This is a genomic window from Nocardioides abyssi, from assembly GCF_030412915.1.
In the GTDB taxonomy this organism is placed as follows: domain Bacteria; phylum Actinomycetota; class Actinomycetes; order Propionibacteriales; family Nocardioidaceae; genus Nocardioides; species Nocardioides abyssi.
This window is the reverse complement of record NZ_JAUHJR010000005.1, coordinates 240,133-258,244: the sequence shown is the minus strand read 5'-3', so window position 1 is coordinate 258,244 and position 18,112 is coordinate 240,133. Positions and strand designations below refer to the sequence as shown.

The window sequence follows — 18,112 nt, the reverse complement described above, 5'->3', positions numbered from 1 at the left end:
TCGGGGGCGTGTCACGTCCGGGCGCGGCCCGCGGGCGCGGTCCACGGTCGCCGGCGTCGGTCCGGCCCTCAGGTGGCCGTACCGGCCGTGGTGCCGAGGACGGTCAGCGGTGGGTGACGCGAGCGCGGGTGCGGACGCCGTCGACGACGAGCGTCACGATGCCCTCGTCGCGGGCGATCTTCGTCAGGCGGGGGATCCGGCCGCGGCCGTCCTCACCGACGGGGATCGGGACGCAGGCGACGTCGCCGTCGCACCACTCGCCGACGCCACGGGAGGTCAGCCGCGGGACGGGGCGGCTGCCGGAGGCGAAGCCGGCGACCTCGACGCCGTACCAGGTGCAGGGGTAGGTGAAGCCCTGGTACTCCCGGCTGCACGCCCCGGGGGTCCGGACGAGCCGCACGACCCGGGCCTGGGAGGTGGCGCAGTCGCGCTGGACCTCGCTGGTGGCGGTGCCGGAGGCGGACTCGGCGACCGTGCGCACGCGCACGCAGACCCGCTCGCCGCCCTGGCCGGTGTCGACGGTGAAGCGCGGGTCGTTGAGGGTCTGCCAGCCCTCGCCCCGGTCGTACTCGGTCGTGAGCACGGTGTCGCCGCCCGGCTCGGCGGCCTCGCGCACGCGGAAGGCCACGGAGCGGTAGCCGCTGCTGGCCCGGACGGACGGGGCCTCGGGCGCGGGCAGGTCGATCGCGGTCGGGCTGGGGCTGGTGGAGGCGGGCTCGGTGGTCGCGCTGGTCGCCGGCGTCGTGGGGGAGCCGGCGGTCGGCTCGTCGTCGTCACCGGTGGAGGCGTCGACCGCGAACGCCGTCACGGCCACCGCCGCGACGAGGCCGGCGGCCGCGAGCACCGCGAGGCCGCCGCGGCGGCGACGTCCGTCGTGGCCGGAGGCCGTCCCGGCGGACCCGGCCGCACCACCGGCGCCGCCGTCCGCGGCGGCGGCGGGCGCGTCGTCGGGGCCGGGGACGAACGGTTCGGCGACGGCAGCAGGAGTGAGCAGGTCGCGCACGACCGTGCTGTCCGGCTGCGGCTGCTCGTGGTCGTCCTGGGTCGCGGCTGCGGCGGCCGCGCCGGCCGCGGCGGCACCGCCGACCGTCCCGGCAGCAGCGCCGGCGGGGCTGGCAGCACCCAGGGCGGGCTTGACCACCGTGCGGTCGTCCTCGGGCTCCGCCGCGGGGGCGGCCGAGGGGGACGGCGGGGCCGTGGCCTCCACCGGGTCGTCGGCGCCGGTGGCGGGCCCGGGGACGGGCAGCCGGCCGGAGTCGATGTCGCGGATGATCGCCAGCAGCTCCTGGCGCAGCTCGTCGGCCGAGCGGACCCGCTGCTCGGGGTCCTTGTGCAGGGTGCGGACCAGCAGCGCGTCGATCCGGTCGTCGACCGGGTGGCCGGTCCCGAGCTGCGGGGTCGGCGAGTTCACGTGGCTGTTGATCATCTGGAAGTCGGTGCCGGCGTACGGCGCGTCGCCGGTGAGCACCGCCCACAGCAGGCAGCCCATGGAGTAGACGTCGCCGCGCTCGTCGGCGGGGTGGCCGAAGTGCCGCTCGGGGGCCATGTACGCCGGGCTGCCGACCAGCGTGCCGGCCCGGGTCAGGCCCTCCTGGTCCGTGGCGTTGCCGTCGAGGGCGATGCCGAAGTCGGCGAGGTAGGGGATGAGCCCCTCGGGCCGGTTCCAGAGCAGCACGTTGCCGGGCTTGACATCGCGGTGGATGACCCCGGCGGCGTGGGCGTCGGCGAGCGCCTCGCAGGTCTGGGCCACCAGCGACAGCGCGGCCCGGCGGTCCAGCGGACCGTGCGCCTGCAGCCAGGTGCGCAGGTCACCGTCGGGGAAGAGCTCGGTGACGAAGTAGACGGTGTCGTCGGTCTCGCCGTACTCGTGGATGCCCACGATGTTGCGCGAGCGGATGCGCGCGAGCACCGAGGCCTCACGGGCGAAGCGGGCGTGGAAGTCCTCGCGGTCCGGCAGGGAGGGCAGGACGATCTTCAGCGCGACGGAGCGGTTGAGGACCTTGTCCACGGCCTCGTAGACCACGCCCATGCCGCCGTGGCCGATCCGACGCACGATGCGGTAGCGACCGTCGTACTCGTCGTCGACCTTCGGGTATCCCATGCCTGCCCTCGCCCGGGCTCCGGCGGCCCGCCGCGGGGAGTTTACCGGCCGTCGCCGATGCCCAAACCCCGGTCGGGGGCGGGGCTGGACCGGGGCGCGTACGTCGTCGTCCGCTCGACCACCGGGCGGCCGATCCCGGCGCCGATCTCCTCGAGCTCGGCGACCGTCTTGGCCGACCCGTGCTCGGAGCCGGCCATGCGCGAGATGGTCTCCTCCATCAAGGTGCCGCCGACGTCGTTCGCGCCGGCGCGGAGCATCGCGCGGGTGCCCTCGACGCCGAGCTTGACCCACGAGGTCTGGATGTTGTCGATGCGCCCGTGCAGCAGGATCCGCGCCATCGCGTGGACGGCGAGGTTGTCGCGCAGGGTCGGCCCGGGCCGGGCGACGCCTGCGAGGTAGATCGGCGCGGAGGTGTGCACGAACGGCAGGGGCACGAACTCGGTGAACCCGCCGACGCCGGCCTCGCGCGCGCGGTCCTGGATGCCGGCGAGCACCCGCAGGTGGCCGACCCAGTGGCGGGGGTTGTCGACGTGGCCGTACATCATCGTCGAGGTGGTCGGGATCCCGACGCGGTGCGCGGTCGAGACGACCTCGATCCACGTGCGCGCGGGCAGCTTGCCCTTGGTGAGCACCCAGCGGACCTCGTCGTCGAGGATCTCCGCGGCCGTGCCGGGCAGCGACCCGAGGCCGGCCTCGCGGGCCTTGATGAGGAAGTCCTCGATCGACAGGCCGGTGCGGGCGGTGCCGTTGACGACCTCCATCGGGCTGAAGGCGTGGACGTGCATCTCGGGGACGCGCTGCTTGACCGCGGTGACGAGGTCGAAGTACGCCGTCGCCGGCAGCTCGGGGTCGATGCCGCCCTGCATGCAGACCTCGGTCGCGCCGAGCTCCCAGGCCTCCTGGGCCCGGTCGGCGACCTGGTCGAGGGAGAGCGAGAACGCGTCGGCGTCGGTGCGGCGCTGGGCGAAGGCGCAGAACCGGCAGCCGACGTAGCAGACGTTGGTGAAGTTGATGTTGCGGTTGACCACGTAGGTCACGTCGTCGCCGACGACCTCGCGGCGCAGGTCGTCCGCGAGCCGGCAGACCTGCTCGAGCAGCGGGCCCTCGGCGGTCATCAGCGTCAGGGCGTGCTCGTCGGAGAGCCCGCCCGGGTCCGCCTCGGCGGCGGCCAGCGCGTCGCGGCCCTCGCTGTGCAGCACAGCCGGGGCGCCGTCGACCAGCCCGGTGGTCGCGGCGGCGTCGCGGACCGAGTCCCAGTCGCCGTACACCTCGGAGAAGTCCGAGCGACGGTCCTCGCTGCGGCCCTCGGTGTCGACCGCGGCGTGCAGGTCGGTGCGGCCGGCGGACTCGAAGCCGCCGTCGGGCTCCTGCCACGGCCGCCCCACCGGACGTACGCCGGGGCGCGCGAGGCCGTCCTCGGTGGCGAGCGCGGCGACGTGCCCGGCGACCCGCGGGTCGAGCCAGGGGGCGCCGGAGCCGAGCGCGGCGCGGACGTGCTCGGGGTGGATCGTCAGCCGCGCCGCGAGCTCGAAGCCGCACTCGGCCGTGACCGCGCGCAGCCGCTCCAGCGAGGGCCAGGGGCGCTCGGGGTTGACGTGGTCCGGGGTCAGCGGCGAGACGCCGCCCCAGTCGTCGACGCCGGCGTCGAGCAGGGCCCGGCACTCGGCCAGGTCGACCAAGTTCGGCGGGGCCTGCACGCGCGCCTTGGGGCCCAGGACGATGCGGGTGACGGCGATGGCGGCGCGGTACTCGTCGAGGTCCAGGTCGTCGATGTGCCGCATCGCGGTGTCGGGCTTGGCCCGGAAGTTCTGGACGATGACCTCCTGGACCGCGCCGTAGGCACGGGAGGTCGCACGCAGCGCGAAGATCGTGTCGGCGCGCTCCTCGAGGGTCTCGCCGATGCCGACGAGCAGGCCGGTGGTGAAGGGGATCGAGAGCCGGCCGGCGTCCTCGAGCACCCGCAGCCGGACGGCGGGGTCCTTGTCCGGCGAGCCGAAGTGGGCCAGGCCCCTGGTCTCGTGCAGGCGGGTCGAGGTGGTCTCCAGCATCATCCCCATCGACGGGGCGACCGGCTTGAGCCGGTTCATCTCCTCCCACGACATGACGCCGGGGTTGAGGTGGGGCAGCAGGCCCGTCTCCTCGAGCACCTGCACGGCGAGCGCGCGGACGTAGGCCAGCGTCGAGTCGTAGCCCTGCTCGTCGAGCCAGGCTCGCGCCTCGGGCCAGCGGTCCTCGGGCCGGTCGCCGAGGGTGAACAGCGCCTCGAGGCAGCCCAGCTCCGCGCCCTGGCGGGCGATGTCGAGCACCTCGTCGGGGGAGAGGTACGGCGCCCTGCCCTCGCGCGCGGCCTGCCCGGGGGTCTCGACGAACGTGCAGTAGTGGCAGCGGTCGCGGCACAGCCGGGTGACCGGGATGAAGACCTTGGGGGAGTACGTCACCACGCCGGGCCGGCCGGCGGCCACCAGGCCCGCGTCGCGCACCTTCGCGGCGGCCGCGCACAGGCGGTCGAGCTCCGGGCCGGTGGCGGCCAGCAGCGCGGTGGCCTCGGCGGGGTCGAGCGCGGCGCCCCGCTCGGCGCGGGCGAGCGCGCGGCGTACCTGCTGGGGGGTGGGGCGGGGGTCCGCGGTCTCGACGTCCATCGCGTCCAGGCTAGTCGCGGGCACCCTCGCCGCGGTCCGCCGCCCAGGCCTCAGACCGGCGCGGGCGCCGAGTCGACCGGGGCCGCCGGGTCCGTCGGCGCGGTGACCACCTGGTGCGCGCCGCGGTCGAGGCTGCTCGGCCACCAGATCCGGCCGCCCAGGTCCAGGTTGACGGCGGTGACCAGCACGGACCGGACGACCATGGTGTCGAGGAGGACGCCGAGCGCGACGGCGACGCCGAGCTCGGCGAGGAAGACGAACGGGATGGTCGCCAGCACGAGGAACGTCGCGGCGAGGACGAGGCCGGCGGAGGTGATCACCCCGCCGGTGGAGCCGAGGGCGACGAGCGAGCCGCGCCAGGTGCCGTGGACCGCGGACTCCTCGCGGACCCGGGTCATCAGGAAGATGTTGTAGTCGATGCCGAGCGCCACGAGGAAGACGAAGGCGAAGAGCGGGAACCCGGGGTCGGCGCCGGCGAACCCGAAGACGTGGACGAAGAGCATCGTGGAGATCCCGAGGGCCGCGCCGAACGACAGGACCACGGTCGCCATCAGGATCAGCGGCGCGACGAAGGCGCGCAGCAGCCCGACGAGGATGAGGAAGACGACGACCAGGACGATCGGGATGATCACCCGGTTGTCGCGGTTGCTGGCGACCTTGGTGTCCAGGTAGAACGCCGAGCCGCCGCCCACCATCGCCTCGGCCCCGTCGACGCCGTGGACCGCGGCCCGGGTCGCCTCGACCACGTCGAACGCGGCGGCCGAGGAGATGTCCTCGTCGATCGTGGCCTCCACGAACGCACGGTCCTCGCCGACCGGGCGCGGGTCGGCCGGCCGACCGAGCCCGTCGACCCGCCCCAGGGCAGCGACGACCGCGTCGACCTCGTCGGCGTCCGCGACGACCTGGGCGGTGTTCGAGCTGTCGACGAGCCCGTGCTCCACCAGCACCTTCTGGCCCTTGATCGAGTCGAACTCCTTCGTGTAGGTGTCCTCGGTCGACAGCCCCGAGGCGTCGAGGCGCAGCACGCCCAGGCACGCGATCGCGAGCAGCGTGGCGGTCACCACCCAGACCCGGCGCGGGCGCGGCGCGATCGCCCGGCCGACCCGGGCCCACAGGCCCGTCGTGCCCGGCTCGTGCGACCCGAGGGTGGGGCGCTTGGGCCAGAAGACCCAGCGGCCCGTGACGACCAGCAGTGCGGGCAGCAGGGTCACCATCACGAGGAAGGTGATCCCGACGCCGATGGCCAGCACCGGGCCGAGGCCGGCCGTGGAGTTGAGCTCGGCGAAGACCAGGCACAGCATCCCGACGACGACGGTGGCGGCGCTGGCCAGGATGGCCGGCGCGGCGCGGTGGAGGGCGTACGCCATCGCCTCGTGCCGGTCGTCGTGTCGCCGCAGCTCCTCGCGGTAGCGGGCGACGAGCAGGAGCGCGTAGTCGGTGCCGGCGCCGATCACCAGGATGCCGAGGATCGCCTGGCTCTGCCCGTTGACGGTGAGCCCCGCGTGCTTGGCGAGGAGGTAGACCACGCCGCCGGAGACCGTGTAGGCCACCGCCGCGCTCAGGATCGGCAGGATCCACAGCACCGGGCTGCGGTAGGTCAGCAGCAGGATGACGATGACGACCGCGAAGGTGATCAGGACCAGGTCGGTGTCGATCCCCTCGAACGCCTCGGCGGAGTCGGCGGCCTGTCCGCCGTAGCCCGCGAGGTGCACGGTGACGCCGTCGATCGTCGCGATGCCGCGCAGCTCCTCGGCGGCGTCGGGGATCGCGTTCCACCCGTCGGCGCCGAAGTTGAGCACCACGGTCGTGACCGCGACCTCCCCGTCCTCCGACATCCCGCCGAGCCCGGCCGCGGCCGCGGTCGCCGGGTCGACGACCTCGCCCGTGACGCCCTCGACCGACGCCATCTGCTCCGCCTGCGCGGCGACGGCGGCGAGATCGGCGTCGGTGAGCCCGCCGTCGCGCTGGTAGACCACCAGCGTCGGGATGTCGTTCGGGTCGACGGTGTCGGCCAGCTCCTCGGAGACCAGCGTGGACTCCGCGCTCGCGGGCAGCCACGACGACGCCTCGTTGTCCTGGACGTCCGCGAGCTTGGCCGAGAGGCTGCCGAGGACCGCGAAGGCGGCGATCCACGCGAGCAGCACCAGCCACTTCGTGACGCGGCCGGTGAGCCTCCCGGCGATCTGCAGGTGCATGACGGTCTCCCTCGACAGGTGGTGTCCCTGTCGAGCGGACCGCGTCTTACCCGCGGAGTCATCGCCCATCTGGGGCCCGTCCGGGGCGGCCGGCCTCCTGCGGGGGTGTCGCGCGGGGTGGCGCAGGGGGTTGTGGGGGTGACGGGCGGTGCGGTCAGGCGCCGCGTACGCCGGCGGGCGGCCGGTGCTCGAGCTGCGGCGCCGTCGAGCGCAGGTGGCCGGCCGCCCAGGCGCGGTGGACCACCACGGCGGCGACGAGCGCGCCCAGCACGCCGAGGAACAGGTCGCCCAGGGTGTCGGCGTACGCGTGCTGGCGCTCGGAGTGACGCGAGAGGAACGCGGCGTACTCCGCGAGCTCCCAGGCGATGGCGGCGGTGCCGGCGAAGGCGAGGGCCCGCTCGAGGACCGCGCCGAGGCTCGCGCTGCGGTGCATGGTCAGCAGCAGGAGGGCGACGGTGAGCAGGCCGAGGTTGAGGAAGTGCATCCAGTCGTCGAACCACACGATCCGGTCGTAGAGGTCCATCCGGTTGCCGAGGGTGTCGCTGAAGCAGGTGAGGGTGACGAGCAGGTCCGCGAGCCAGGGGAACGACGCCCGCTCGCGCCAGTTCCACCACCACACCGCCGGGATCGCGAAGGCGAGCAGCGGGTAGCCGACGGCCCGGGCGGCGGCTCCCTTGCCCTCCAGGCCGCTCGCCTCGGGGTGGGCCAGGGCCAGGCCGAGGAGCAGGACGAGCAGCGCCTTGGCGGTGACGTCGAGGGTGCGGACGAGCCCCGGCGTGTCGTACCGGACCACCGTCACCGCGTCGCTGCTCACCGCGGCACGCTACCGCCGCCCGGCCTGGCGGCCGGGCGGCGGGTGCTGGGGCGTGTCGAGCGACGTGACCTGGGGCTCAGATGCCCAGGCTCCGCCCGATGATCTCCTTCTGGATCTCCGTCGTGCCGCCGTAGATCGTCTGGATGCGGCTGTCGACGTAGGCCTTGGAGATGGGGTACTCGTTCATGTAGCCGTAGCCGCCGTGCAGCTGGACGCCCTGGTCGGCGAACTTCTTCTGCAGCTCGGTGGTCCAGTACTTCGCCATCGACGCGAGCGCGGTGTCGACCTTGCCCTCGTTGAGCTTCATGACGCAGTCGTTGACGAAGAGCCGGGCGATGTGGGCCTCGGTGGCCATCTCGGCCAGCAGGAACCGGTTGTGCTGGAACTTGCCGATCGGCTTGCCGAACGCCTCGCGCTGCGCGGCGTAGTCCAGGCACAGGTCGAGGATGTGCTCGATCGCCGCGATCGCGATCGCGGCGATCGACACGCGCTCCTGGGGCAGGTTGACCATGAGCGAGATGAAGCCGGAGCCCTCCTCGCCGAGGAGGTTCTCCTTGGGCACCACGACGTTGTCGAAGAACAGCTCGGCGGTGTCCTGTGCCTTGAGGCCCATCTTGTCGAGGTTGCGGCCGCGCTCGAAGCCCTCCATGCCGCGCTCGACGACGAGCAGGCTGATGCCCTGGTGGCCGGCGTCGGGGTTGGTGCGGGCCACGACGATGACGACGTCGCTCATGATGCCGTTGCTGATGAAGGTCTTCGACCCGTTCAGCACGTAGTGGTCGCCCTTGTCGACGGCCGTGGTCTTGATGCCCTGCAGGTCCGAGCCGGCGCCCGGCTCGGTCATCGCGATCGAGGAGATCAGCTCGCCGCTCACCAGGCCCGGGAGCCAGCGGCGCTTCTGCTCGTCGGTGCCGAGCTGGCTGATGTAGGGGACGATGATGTCGGTGTGGACGGGGAAGCCCAGCCCGCTCGCGCCGACCCGGGAGATCTCCTCCGCGACGACCATGTTGTAGCGGAAGTCCTTGATCTCCGGACCGCCGTACTCCTCCTCGACGTCGAAGCAGAGCAGCCCCGCCTCGCCGGCCTTGAGCCAGACCTCGCGGCTGACCTGGCCGTCCTTCTCCCACTGGTCGTGGTGGGGGACGACCTCCCTCTCGAGGAACGAGCGCACGGTGGCGCGGAAGTCCTCGTGCTCCTGCTCGTAGATCGACGGGCGCTCGGGCATGTGGTTCCTCCGACGGTGGTGGGAAGCGGTGGGTGGGAGCAGTGCGTGGTGACAGCCAGCGACGCGTACGCCGCGATGTCAGCGCAACTGTGACAGCAAGACTGTCATCGAGCAAGGTAGGGTGCCGATCGTGTCCCAGCCCGCGTCCGCGTCCGCGTCCCTGACCGTCGACGAGCTCGCCGCGGCCGTCGGCCTGACGGTCCGCACCACCCGCTACTACGCGAGCCTCGGCCTGCTGCCGCCGCCGGAGCGCCGCGGGCGGGTGGCCTACTACGGCGACGAGCACCGGGCGCGGCTCGAGCTGGTCCGCGCGCTCCAGGACCACGGCTTCACCCTGCAGGCGGTCGAGCGGGTGCTGGCCGGCCTGCCCGACGACGCCGGCGTCGAGGACCTCGCGCTCCAGCGCGCGATGCTCACGTCGTGGTCCTCCCAGCCGCGGGAGCAGCTGACCCGCGCGCAGCTCGAGGAGGTCGTCGGCCGCCGGCTCTCCGACCGCGACCTCGAGCTGCTGGTCACGCTGGGGTCGGTGGAGCAGGACGGGACGCGGTACGTCGCCCTGCCGAACCTCTCCGTCGGCGTCGAGCTGCTCGACGTCGACATCCCCGCCGGCAGCATGGAGGCCGCCAGCGCGGCGATCACCCGCCACATGGACGCCCTCGCCGAAGAGCTGACCACCATCCTGCGCGAGCAGGTGCTGCGGCCCTACCGCCGCGAGGCGCAGACCCCCGAGGACGCCGAGCGCCTCGAGCAGACCGTCTCGCGGCTGCGCCGGCTCACCCTCGAGGCCGTGGTCACCGGCTTCCAGCGGGCCGCCAACGCCGTCATCGCCCGCTCGCTCGCCCGGGACTGACCTGCGGCGGGCAGCGCGAAGTTTCATCGGCCAGCCGATGGAACTGTCGGTGGGCCGATGAAGCTTCAGCGTCCCACCGTGAGGTTCATCGGCCAACCGATGAACCTCACGGTCGCCCGGAGGCCTGGAGATCAGGCGAGGGTCAGGAGACCCACTCCTTGAGCTGGGAGATCGTGCCGGCGGGGTCGGGGCTGACCGGGGTGACCTGGAGGTTGGTGACGCCGGCCTCGGCGAAGGCGGCGATCCGCTCCTTGACGTAGGACTCCGGTCCGACGAAGTTGCCGGCCTCGAGCCACTCGAGCGGGACGAGGGCCTCGGCCTCCTTCTTCTTGCCGTCGAGGTAGAGGTCCTGGATCTGCTTGGCCTCGGCCTCGTAGCCGTACTGGCAGGCCAGGTCGTTGTAGAAGTTCTTGCCGCGAGCACCCATGCCGCCGACGTAGAGGGCGTAGATCGGGCGGGCGAAGTCGAGCAGCGCCTTGGTGTCCTCGCCCTCGCCGATGGCGACCATGCCGCCGGCGGTGACCTCGAGCGGGGCGAGGTCGGCGGAGCGCTTGGCGGTGCCCTTCGCGAGGGCGGCGCCCCAGACGTCGTTCGCCTTCTCGGGCAGGAAGAGGTGGGGGATCCAGCCGTCGGCGACCTCGGCGGTCATCGCGACGTTGGCGTCGCCGAGCGAGGCGACCCACAGCGGGACGGCCGGGCGCTCGGGGCGGGTGAGCAGCTTCAGCGGCTTGCCGAGGCCGAGGCCCTGGTCGGCCGGCAGCGGGAGGGTGAAGACCTTGCCGTCGTGCTGGAGCGGCTCGCGGCGCAGGCCCTGGCGCAGGATCTTGATGACCTCGCGGGTGCGGCCGAGCGGCTTGTCGTAGGGCAGGCCGTGGAAGCCCTCGATGACCTGCGGGCCGGACGCGCCGAGGCCGATGACGGCGCGGCCGCCGGAGACGTTGTCGAGGCCGGCGGCGGTCTGCAGCAGCGCCCCGGGCGTGCGGGAGTAGACGTTGAGGATCGCGGCGCCGATCTCCAAGGTCTCGGTCTTCGCGGCCAGGTAGCCCATCAGCGTCGGCGAGTCGAAGCCGTAGGCCTCGGCCACCCACACGGTGTCGAGGCCGGCCTTCTCGAGGGAGGCGACCTGGTCGGCGGCCTGGCGCGGGTTCCCGTCGTACATCAGCGGCATGGAGAGCTTCATGCCGCTCACCCTGACACCGGCGCTGTCATCGTCACAAGGTGGGGCTGCTCACGGGTGGTCGAGCATGTGCAGCGCCCGGCCGAGCGCGCCGGCCAGCGACGCGGCGTACTCCGTCGTCAGGTGGTCGGTGTCGCGGTAGGTCAGCGTGCCCCCGACGACCACTGGGCAGAGGTCCTGGTAGCACAGCCACGGCGTCGGGTCGACGACCTCGGCGCCCGCCAGCCGGGCCGACGTCACCGCCACGTCGCCGAGCCGGCGCGAGCGCTCGACGGGCTGGAAGGTGCAGTCGGCCAGGCTCGGTGAGCCGGTGGTCAGGCAGGTGCCGGGGTCGTACGACGACTTGGGCACGTCGCGCAGGAGCACCACCCGGCCCGCGGCCCGGCCGAGGTCGGCGAACAGGTCGTCGTACCCCTCGGCCAGCACCGGGGTGACCCGGTCGAGCGCCTCGTAGCGCGAGCCGCCGTCGTAGACGCCGTTGACCGGCGGGGAGGACGTGACGACGACCAGGTCCGGCCGGAGGTCGGCGACCTGCCGGCCGACCCAGTCGTGGAAGTCGGTGCACTCGGTGAACGGCCGGTCCTCGTCGACCGGGGCGGGCACGACGTGGGCGGCGGTGCACTGCGACATGACGAGGTAGTACGCCGTCCAGCCGCCGTCCTCGGCGATCCGGTCGAAGGCGGGGATCCACGCGCGGGCGTGGGAGTCGCCGATCACCACGACCGACCGCTCGCCGTCGACGTCACCGCGGGGGCAGAGCCGTCGCACGCCGGTGCCGTAGTCGCAGGCGCCGACGTCGGCGATCGACTCGCGCAGGTCGAGCAGGTCGGGGTTGAGGTCGCTCGGCACCGCACGGCGCTCGCGGGCGGCGTCGACCGAGGCGCGGACCAGCGCGACCGTGCCCTCGGGGTCCGCCGGGTCGGCGGTGAGGCCGTCGGCGGTGATCGCCGGGTTGTCGCCGCCGTCGGCCCGCTCGCCGGTCCACCACCACGCGGTCGCGCAGCTCGCCGCGACCAGGGCGAGGCTGGCGGGGTAGAGGACCAGCGCGCGGCGCACGCCCAGCGCGAGCGCCGGCCGGCCCTGGCGGAACGGCAGCTCGACGTAGGTGTAGGTGACCGCGGACAGCACGAACGTCACCGCCACGGCGGCGGCCGTCTCCCACGCCTCGAGCGAGCGGCCGAGCAGGCCGGCGGGCAGCACGAGCGCGGGCCAGTGCCACAGGTAGAGCGAGAACGACCAGTCGCCGACCACGCGCACCGGGCGCCACGCGAGCACGGCGTCGGTCAGCGGCCGGGCCGCCCCCGCGCCGGCCAGCAGGGCGAGCGCGGTGCCGACGACGGGCAGCGTCGCGGCGTACCCCGGGAAGGGCGTGGCCTCGTCCAGCACCACGCAGGCCGCCGCCACCATGCCGAGACCGACCACCGCCAGCGCGGTCGCCGACCCCCGGCCGAGCCGCCGCAGCGCCGACGCGGGCACGAGCGCGACCAGGGCGCCGAGGCCCAGCTCCCAGGCGCGCGTGAGGGTCGAGAAGTACGCCGCCCCCGGCTGCTCCGCGGTGTGCACCACCGACCAGGCGAACGACGCTGCGGTGACGAGCAGCAGCGCGGCCAGCACCGCCGCGCGGGGGAGCGATCCGTCGCCCGTCGCGCCGGGTCGACCGCGTCCGCGGCGGACCAGCCGCACGACCGCCAGCACGAGCAGAAGAAGCAGCGGCCAGACGACGTAGAACTGCTCCTCGACTGCCAGCGACCAGTAATGCTGCAGCGGCGAGACGCCCAGGTCGGAGGCGAAGTAGTCGACGTCCTGGCGCGCGAAGTGGATGTTGGCGGCGAAGAACGCCGCCCACACCGCGTCCTCCACCACCTGGCGGGCGTCGATCAGGCTGAACCACGCCAGCGACGTCAGCACGGTCACGGCCGTCACGACGGTGGCGGCCGGCAGGATCCGGCGGGCCCGGCGCGACCAGAACCCGACCAGCGAGAACCCGCCCTCGCGCTCGACCTCGCGGAAGAGCAGGCCGGCGATGAGGTAGCCGGAGATGACGAAGAAGACGTCGACGCCGACGTACCCGCCCGGCAGCCACGCCACCCCGGCGTGGCTCGCGACGACGACCAGGACCGCGAGTGCCCGCAGCCCCTGGATGTCCCCGCGCAGCGCTCGCGCCATCAGCCTGCCCCCGTCACGTCGCCCGGCAGGGTACCAACGGGCGGGCCCCCGCCCGGGTCACGCGCGGCCCGGTGGGACGATCGTGGTCCGCACCATCCGTGAGCAGAGGGAGCACCAGCGTGACGTCGTACCGCATCGCCGTGATCGGGGGCACCGGCCCGCAGGGCAAGGGCCTGGGCTACCGGTTCGCCCGTGGCGGCCACACGGTCGTGCTGGGCTCGCGCGCCGCGGAGAAGGCCGAGGCCACCGCCGCCGAGGTCACCGAGCGCCTCGCCGGCGTCGAGGGCGCCGGCACCGTCACCGGCGCGACGAACGCCGACGCCTGCGGGGACGCCGACCTGGTGCTGCTCGCCGTGCCGTACGACGGCCACGACGAGCTGGTCGCCTCGCTGCCGCTGGCCGGCAAGGTCGTCATCTCCTGCGTCAACCCGCTCGCCTTCGACAAGCGCGGCGCGCACGGGCTGGTCATCGACGACGGCGAGGGCTCCGCGGCGGAGTCCGCCCAGCGGCTCCAGCCCGAGGCGACCGTCGTCGGCGCCTTCCACCACGTCTCGGCCGTGACGCTGTGGGGCGAGGACGACTTCCTCGACGGCGAGGACATCCTGGTCGTCGGCGACAAGACCGAGGCCAAGGAGCAGGTCATGGAGCTCGCCGCCTCCGTCACCGGCCGCCCCGGCATCGACTCCGGCAAGCTCCGCCTCGCCCGCCAGCTCGAGCCCCTCACCGCGGTCCTGATCTCCATCAACCGCAAGTACAAGACCCACTCCGGCATCCGCATCCACGGCGTCTGAGGAGCATCGGCTGGTTGATCCGGCTGGTTGATCCGTCTGGTTGATCCGGCTGGTTGAGGAAGGCGCGCAGCGCCTGTCTCGAAACCCGCCCACCGCTGGTCGAGCAGCGAGCCCTGGCGAGCGTCGACGAGACCTCGTGAGCCGAGAGGCTGCCTGTCGGCTCACGGTTCCGCCTGCGGCGGGCTGGTTGTTGGCTCCCGCGTCGCTCTGCGGCCGGTCCGCGGGATGCGGGTACGCCGGGTGTTGGGTCGGGGCCTGCGGCTCCCGCCAGACGGGCAGGCCCGGTCTACCAGGCCTGCGCTCGTGCCTCGCTCCGGCCCGCCAGACCCAACCACGACCGGGCCTGCCCGCCCGGCGTCCGCCTCCGGCCCCGACCCGCGCGGCGTACCCGTCCTGCGGCTCGGCCTCCGGCGCGGCGGCGGCCCGGGGACGTCGTCGAGGGCTGATCAGGGTGGTTGCGGCCCTGCGTCGCTCACGGGGTCTCGTCGACGGTCGGCGCTGGCGCGCCTCCCTGCTCGACCAGCGGGAGGCGCCACCGCTGGTTGAGGAGGTTGCGCAGCAACCGTCTCGAGACCCGGTGAGCGCGCTTGCGGCCCTGCGTCCCTCGCCGGCTCTCGTCAACGGTCGGCGCTGGGGCGCCTCCCTGCTCGACCAGCGACGGCCGCTCAGGAACGGCCGTGCCACGACTCCCAGAGGGCGGCGTAGGAGCCGCCGGCGGCGACGAGCTCGTCGTGGGAGCCGAGCTCGGCGATGCGGCCGTCCTCGACCACGGCGACGCGGTCGGCGTCGTGGGCGGAGAAGAGGCGGTGGGCGATCGCGATGACCGTGCGGCCCTCGAGGACGGCGGCGAGGGAGCGCTCGAGGTGGCGGGCCGCGCGGGGGTCGATCAGCGAGGTGGCCTCGTCGAGCACGAGGGTGTGCGGGTCGGCCAGCACGAGGCGGGCGAGGGCGACCTGCTGGGCCTGCGCGTCGGTGAGCGAGCGGCCGCCGGAGCCGACGACCGTGTCGAGGCCGTCGGGGAGGGCGTCGACCCACTCGAGGGCGTCGACGGCGGCGAGGGCGGTGCGCACGTCGTCCTCACCGGCGCCGGGCTTGGCGGCGAGGGCGAGGTTCTCGCGGAGGGTGCCGACGAAGACGTGGTGCTCCTGGGTGACCAGGGCGACGTGGCCGCGCAGGTCGTCGAGCGGCAGGTCGGTGAGTCCGACGCCGCCGACGGTGACCGAGCCGGTGCGGGGCGGGTGGATGCCGGCGAGGAGCCGGCCGAGGGTCGACTTGCCGGCGCCGGAGGGGCCGACCATGGCGATCCGCTCGCCGACCCCGACGCGCAGGTCGACCCCGTGCAGGACGTCGCGCCCGGCGGCGTACGAGAACCGCACGTCGTCGGCGACGAGCTCCTCGCCGTCGGGCACCGCCGTGGTGGGGGTGCGGTCGTCGGGGACGTCGGCGACGCCGAGCAGGCGGGCCAGCGATGCGGCGCCCATCTGCAGCTCGTCCAGGATCGAGACGATGCGGTCGACGGGGTCGATGAGCATCTGGACGTAGAGGGTCGCGGTGGTGACGTCGCCGAGCGAGACCTCCCCGCGCAGGTAGAGCCAGCCGCCGAGCAGCAGCGTGCCTACGGTCGGCAGCAGGTAGCTGATCTCCATGCTGGGGAAGAACACCGTGCGCAGCCGCAGCGTGTAGCGCTCCGCGGCGAACGAGTCGGCGACGTCGGCGTCGATGGCCCGGACCCGTTCGTCGCCGAGCCCTAGCGCCTCGACGGTGCGGGCGCCGTGGACGGTCTCGGTGAGGGTGGCGTTGATCTGGGAGTACGTCGCGGACTCGCGCAGGTAGCCGTCCTTGGCGCGGGCGAGGTACCACCGCAGGCCGACCACGAGCGGGGGCACGCCGAGCAGGCAGGGCAGCACGACCCACCAGCCCACGCTGACCGCCGCGGCGAAGGTGACCACCGCGGTGATGACCGCGATCGTCCACTCCGGCAGGGCCATCCGCACCGACCAGCCGAGCTGGTCGACGTCGCGGCTGGTGCGGGTGAGCAGGTCGCCCGAGCCGGCCGCCTCGACGGTGCCGAGCGGCAGCGCGAGCGCGTTGCCGACGAAGTCCTCGCGCAGGTCGGCGAGGACCTTCTCAGCCAGCACCTGGCTGACGTAGCGGGCGTAGCGGGTCAGCACCGCCTGCAGCACGACGAACCCGGCCAGCAGCAGCATGATCCGGTCGACGTGGTCGGTGGTCGTGCCCTGCTCGACGGCCTCGACGAGGTCGCCGAGCAGGCGGGGCGCGGCCAGCGCGGCGACGGCGGCCAGCACGTGCAGGAGCAGCGCGCCGCCGACCATCCGGGGGTGCCTGCGCACCAGCCGGCCGGCGTAGCGCCGGACCGTGCGGGTGTCGGCGACGGGCAGGGCGGTCGAGGCGCTCATCGGCCTGCCTCCACGGGCTCGGGGTCGGTCTCGCGCGTGACGACCCGGCGGTACGCCGCGTGGCCGGCGAGGAGGTCGGCGTGCCGCCCGGCGGCGACGACCACGCCGTCCCGGACGAGGGCGACCTCGTCGACCGCGTCGAGCAGCAGCGGGCTGGACGTCGTGACGACCGTCGTCCGGCCCGCGCGGTGCTCGCGCAGGCGGGCGGCGATGCGTGCCTCGGTGTGGGCGTCGACGGCGGAGGTCGGCTCGACCAGCACGAGCACCTCGGGCTCGGCGACGAGCGCCCGGGCGAGCACGAGCCGCTGGCGCTGGCCGCCGGAGAAGCTGCGGCCGCGCTCGGCGACGACGGTGTCCAGCCCGGCGGGGAGGGCGTCGAGGATGTCCTCGGCGGACGCGGTGCGCAGCGCGCGGTCGACCGAGCGGCCGTCGCCGGAGACGTCCAGCCGGTCGCCGAGGCGGCCGGAGAACAGCATGGAGCCGGTGTCGGAGACGACCACCCGGCGGCGTACCTCCGCGCGGGTGAGGCCGGACAGTGGGACCCCGCCGAGGAGCACCTGGTCGTCGACCTCGGGGGCGCACATGCCGAGCCGGTCGGCGAGCGCGGCGGTCTCGTGCGGCTGCTCGCTCACCAGCGCGACCAGCGAGCCGGGGCGCACGCGCAGGCCGCTGCGCAGGTCGACCAGCTCGGAGCCGACCGGCGGGGAGGGCAGGGGCTCGGCGGGGTCGAGGTGGTCGGGGGTGAGCGCGAGCACGCGCACGACGCGGGCGGCGGCGACGCGGGCGCGGATGAACTTGTTGGCGTACTCCGTGGCGGTCCGCAGCGGGATCATGAGGAACGCGGAGTAGCCGTAGAACGCGACGAGCTCGCCGGGCGTGATGGTGCCGGCGACGGCGTACCGCGCGCCCAGCCAGACGACCAGGACCACGAACACGCCGGGCAGCAGGACCTGGAGGGCGTCGAGCACCGACTGCAGCTTGGCGACCTGGACGCCGGCGCGGCGGGTGGTCTGCGACTCGCGGCGGTAGCGGTCGTGGAAGACCTGCTCGCCGCCGATCCCGCGCAGCACGCGCAGGCCGGTGACGATGTCGGTCGCGGTGTTGGACAGGTGGCTCATCAGCTCGCGCTGCCGGTGGGCGCGGGTCTGCAGCGGCGCCAGCAGCGGGCCGACGAGCAGCATCAGGCCGGGGACGCCGAGCAGCACGACCAGGCCGAGCGTGGTCGAGGTCTGCAGCAGGATCACCGCGACCAGCACGAACGAGACGACCGCGCCGGCGAAGCGGGCCGAGACGTCCATGACCTGCCCGAGGTGGGAGAGGTCGGTCGTGCCGATGGCGACGACCTCGCCGCCGGAGACCTTGCGCGGCAGCGTGCCGCCGAGGTGCACGGCCTGGCGGCCGACGAGCTGGACGGTGCGGTAGGCCGCGACCAACCAGTTGGTGACCGCGTACCGGTGCCGCATGATCCCGCTCGCCGCCTGCAGCAGGCCGACGGCCAGGAGCAGCCCGGCCAGCCAGCCCAGCGTGCGGCCGTCGCGGTCGGCGACGCCCTCGTCGATGGCGCGGCCGATGATCGCGGGCATCACGGCCTGGCTCCCCATCCAGACGATGCCGAAGCACGCGCCGGCGGCGAGCGTGCGCCACTGCCCGCGGGCCATCCACCACAGGAACCGTCCCGGCGAGCGGTGGTCGGCGGTGCCGGGATCGTCGAGCGGGAGGTGGATCACCGGACAACGT

11 protein-coding genes are annotated in these 18,112 nt (G+C 74.0%); 2 read left to right on the top strand and 9 right to left on the bottom strand.

What is annotated here, in order from left to right; genetic code table 11:
• Positions 1-103: 103 nt before the first annotated feature.
• From QWY29_RS13730 to QWY29_RS13710, 5 genes are all read right to left on the bottom strand, one after another.
• Complete coding sequence (locus QWY29_RS13730) at positions 104-2,101, bottom strand: serine/threonine-protein kinase (RefSeq protein WP_300961589.1); 1,998 nt, start codon at positions 2,099-2,101, stop codon at positions 104-106.
• 41 nt (positions 2,102-2,142) lie between these two features.
• Positions 2,143-4,740 carry a bifunctional FO biosynthesis protein CofGH gene (locus QWY29_RS13725; protein WP_300961588.1) on the bottom strand — a complete coding sequence of 866 codons (2,598 nt, stop codon included), beginning with the start codon at positions 4,738-4,740 and terminating at the stop codon, positions 2,143-2,145.
• Between the two features lie 50 nt (positions 4,741-4,790).
• Positions 4,791-6,935 (bottom strand): MMPL family transporter, encoded by a 2,145-nt coding sequence (locus tag QWY29_RS13720; protein ID WP_300961587.1) that lies wholly within the window; start codon positions 6,933-6,935, stop codon positions 4,791-4,793.
• A gap of 154 nt (positions 6,936-7,089) precedes the next feature.
• Entirely contained in the window at positions 7,090-7,749 is a 660-nt protein-coding gene (locus QWY29_RS13715) for a DUF2238 domain-containing protein (RefSeq protein WP_300961586.1), read from the bottom strand.
• A gap of 76 nt (positions 7,750-7,825) precedes the next feature.
• Positions 7,826-8,974 (bottom strand): acyl-CoA dehydrogenase family protein, encoded by a 1,149-nt coding sequence (locus tag QWY29_RS13710; protein ID WP_300961585.1) that lies wholly within the window; start codon positions 8,972-8,974, stop codon positions 7,826-7,828.
• A gap of 130 nt (positions 8,975-9,104) precedes the next feature.
• On the opposite strand from QWY29_RS13710, the gene QWY29_RS13705 reads away from it, so the two are divergent.
• On the top strand, positions 9,105-9,824 hold the full coding sequence (locus QWY29_RS13705; RefSeq protein WP_300961584.1) for a MerR family transcriptional regulator: 720 nt from the start codon (positions 9,105-9,107) through the stop codon (positions 9,822-9,824).
• Between the two features lie 142 nt (positions 9,825-9,966).
• Here QWY29_RS13705 and QWY29_RS13700 read toward each other — a convergent pair whose 3' ends face one another.
• Both QWY29_RS13700 and QWY29_RS13695 read right to left on the bottom strand, forming a co-directional pair.
• A complete protein-coding gene (locus tag QWY29_RS13700; protein WP_300961583.1) occupies positions 9,967-11,004 on the bottom strand; it encodes an LLM class F420-dependent oxidoreductase in 1,038 nt (345 codons plus the stop codon).
• A 48-nt stretch (positions 11,005-11,052) separates the two neighbouring features.
• Positions 11,053-13,167: an acyltransferase family protein gene (locus tag QWY29_RS13695; protein WP_300961582.1), complete on the bottom strand. Its 2,115-nt coding sequence runs from the start codon at positions 13,165-13,167 to the stop codon at positions 11,053-11,055.
• Between the two features lie 119 nt (positions 13,168-13,286).
• Between QWY29_RS13695 and npdG the strand changes: the two genes are divergently transcribed.
• Positions 13,287-13,958 carry an NADPH-dependent F420 reductase gene (gene npdG, locus QWY29_RS13690; RefSeq protein ID WP_300961581.1) on the top strand — a complete coding sequence of 224 codons (672 nt, stop codon included), beginning with the start codon at positions 13,287-13,289 and terminating at the stop codon, positions 13,956-13,958.
• 665 nt (positions 13,959-14,623) lie between these two features.
• Here npdG and QWY29_RS13685 read toward each other — a convergent pair.
• Positions 14,624-16,375, bottom strand: a complete 1,752-nt coding sequence (locus tag QWY29_RS13685) for an ABC transporter ATP-binding protein (protein ID WP_300961580.1) — start codon at positions 16,373-16,375, stop codon at positions 14,624-14,626.
• Positions 16,372-18,102, bottom strand: a complete 1,731-nt coding sequence (locus tag QWY29_RS13680; protein WP_300961579.1) for an ABC transporter transmembrane domain-containing protein — start codon at positions 18,100-18,102, stop codon at positions 16,372-16,374. The genes QWY29_RS13685 and QWY29_RS13680 overlap by 4 nt, the downstream gene beginning before the upstream one ends.
• Between the last annotated feature and the right edge of the window lie 10 nt (positions 18,103-18,112).

What these genes read in the sequence shown, in the direction of transcription:
- QWY29_RS13730 (WP_300961589.1), bottom strand. Translation starts at nt 2,101, where the DNA reads ATGGGATACCCGAAGGTCGACGACGAGTACGACGGTCGCTACCGCATC.
- QWY29_RS13725 (WP_300961588.1), bottom strand. Translation starts at nt 4,740, where the DNA reads ATGGACGTCGAGACCGCGGACCCCCGCCCCACCCCCCAGCAGGTACGC.
- QWY29_RS13720 (WP_300961587.1), bottom strand. Translation starts at nt 6,935, where the DNA reads ATGCACCTGCAGATCGCCGGGAGGCTCACCGGCCGCGTCACGAAGTGG.
- QWY29_RS13710 (WP_300961585.1), bottom strand. Translation starts at nt 8,974, where the DNA reads ATGCCCGAGCGCCCGTCGATCTACGAGCAGGAGCACGAGGACTTCCGC.
- QWY29_RS13700 (WP_300961583.1), bottom strand. Translation starts at nt 11,004, where the DNA reads ATGAAGCTCTCCATGCCGCTGATGTACGACGGGAACCCGCGCCAGGCC.
- QWY29_RS13695 (WP_300961582.1), bottom strand. Translation starts at nt 13,167, where the DNA reads ATGGCGCGAGCGCTGCGCGGGGACATCCAGGGGCTGCGGGCACTCGCG.
- QWY29_RS13685 (WP_300961580.1), bottom strand. Translation starts at nt 16,375, where the DNA reads ATGAGCGCCTCGACCGCCCTGCCCGTCGCCGACACCCGCACGGTCCGG.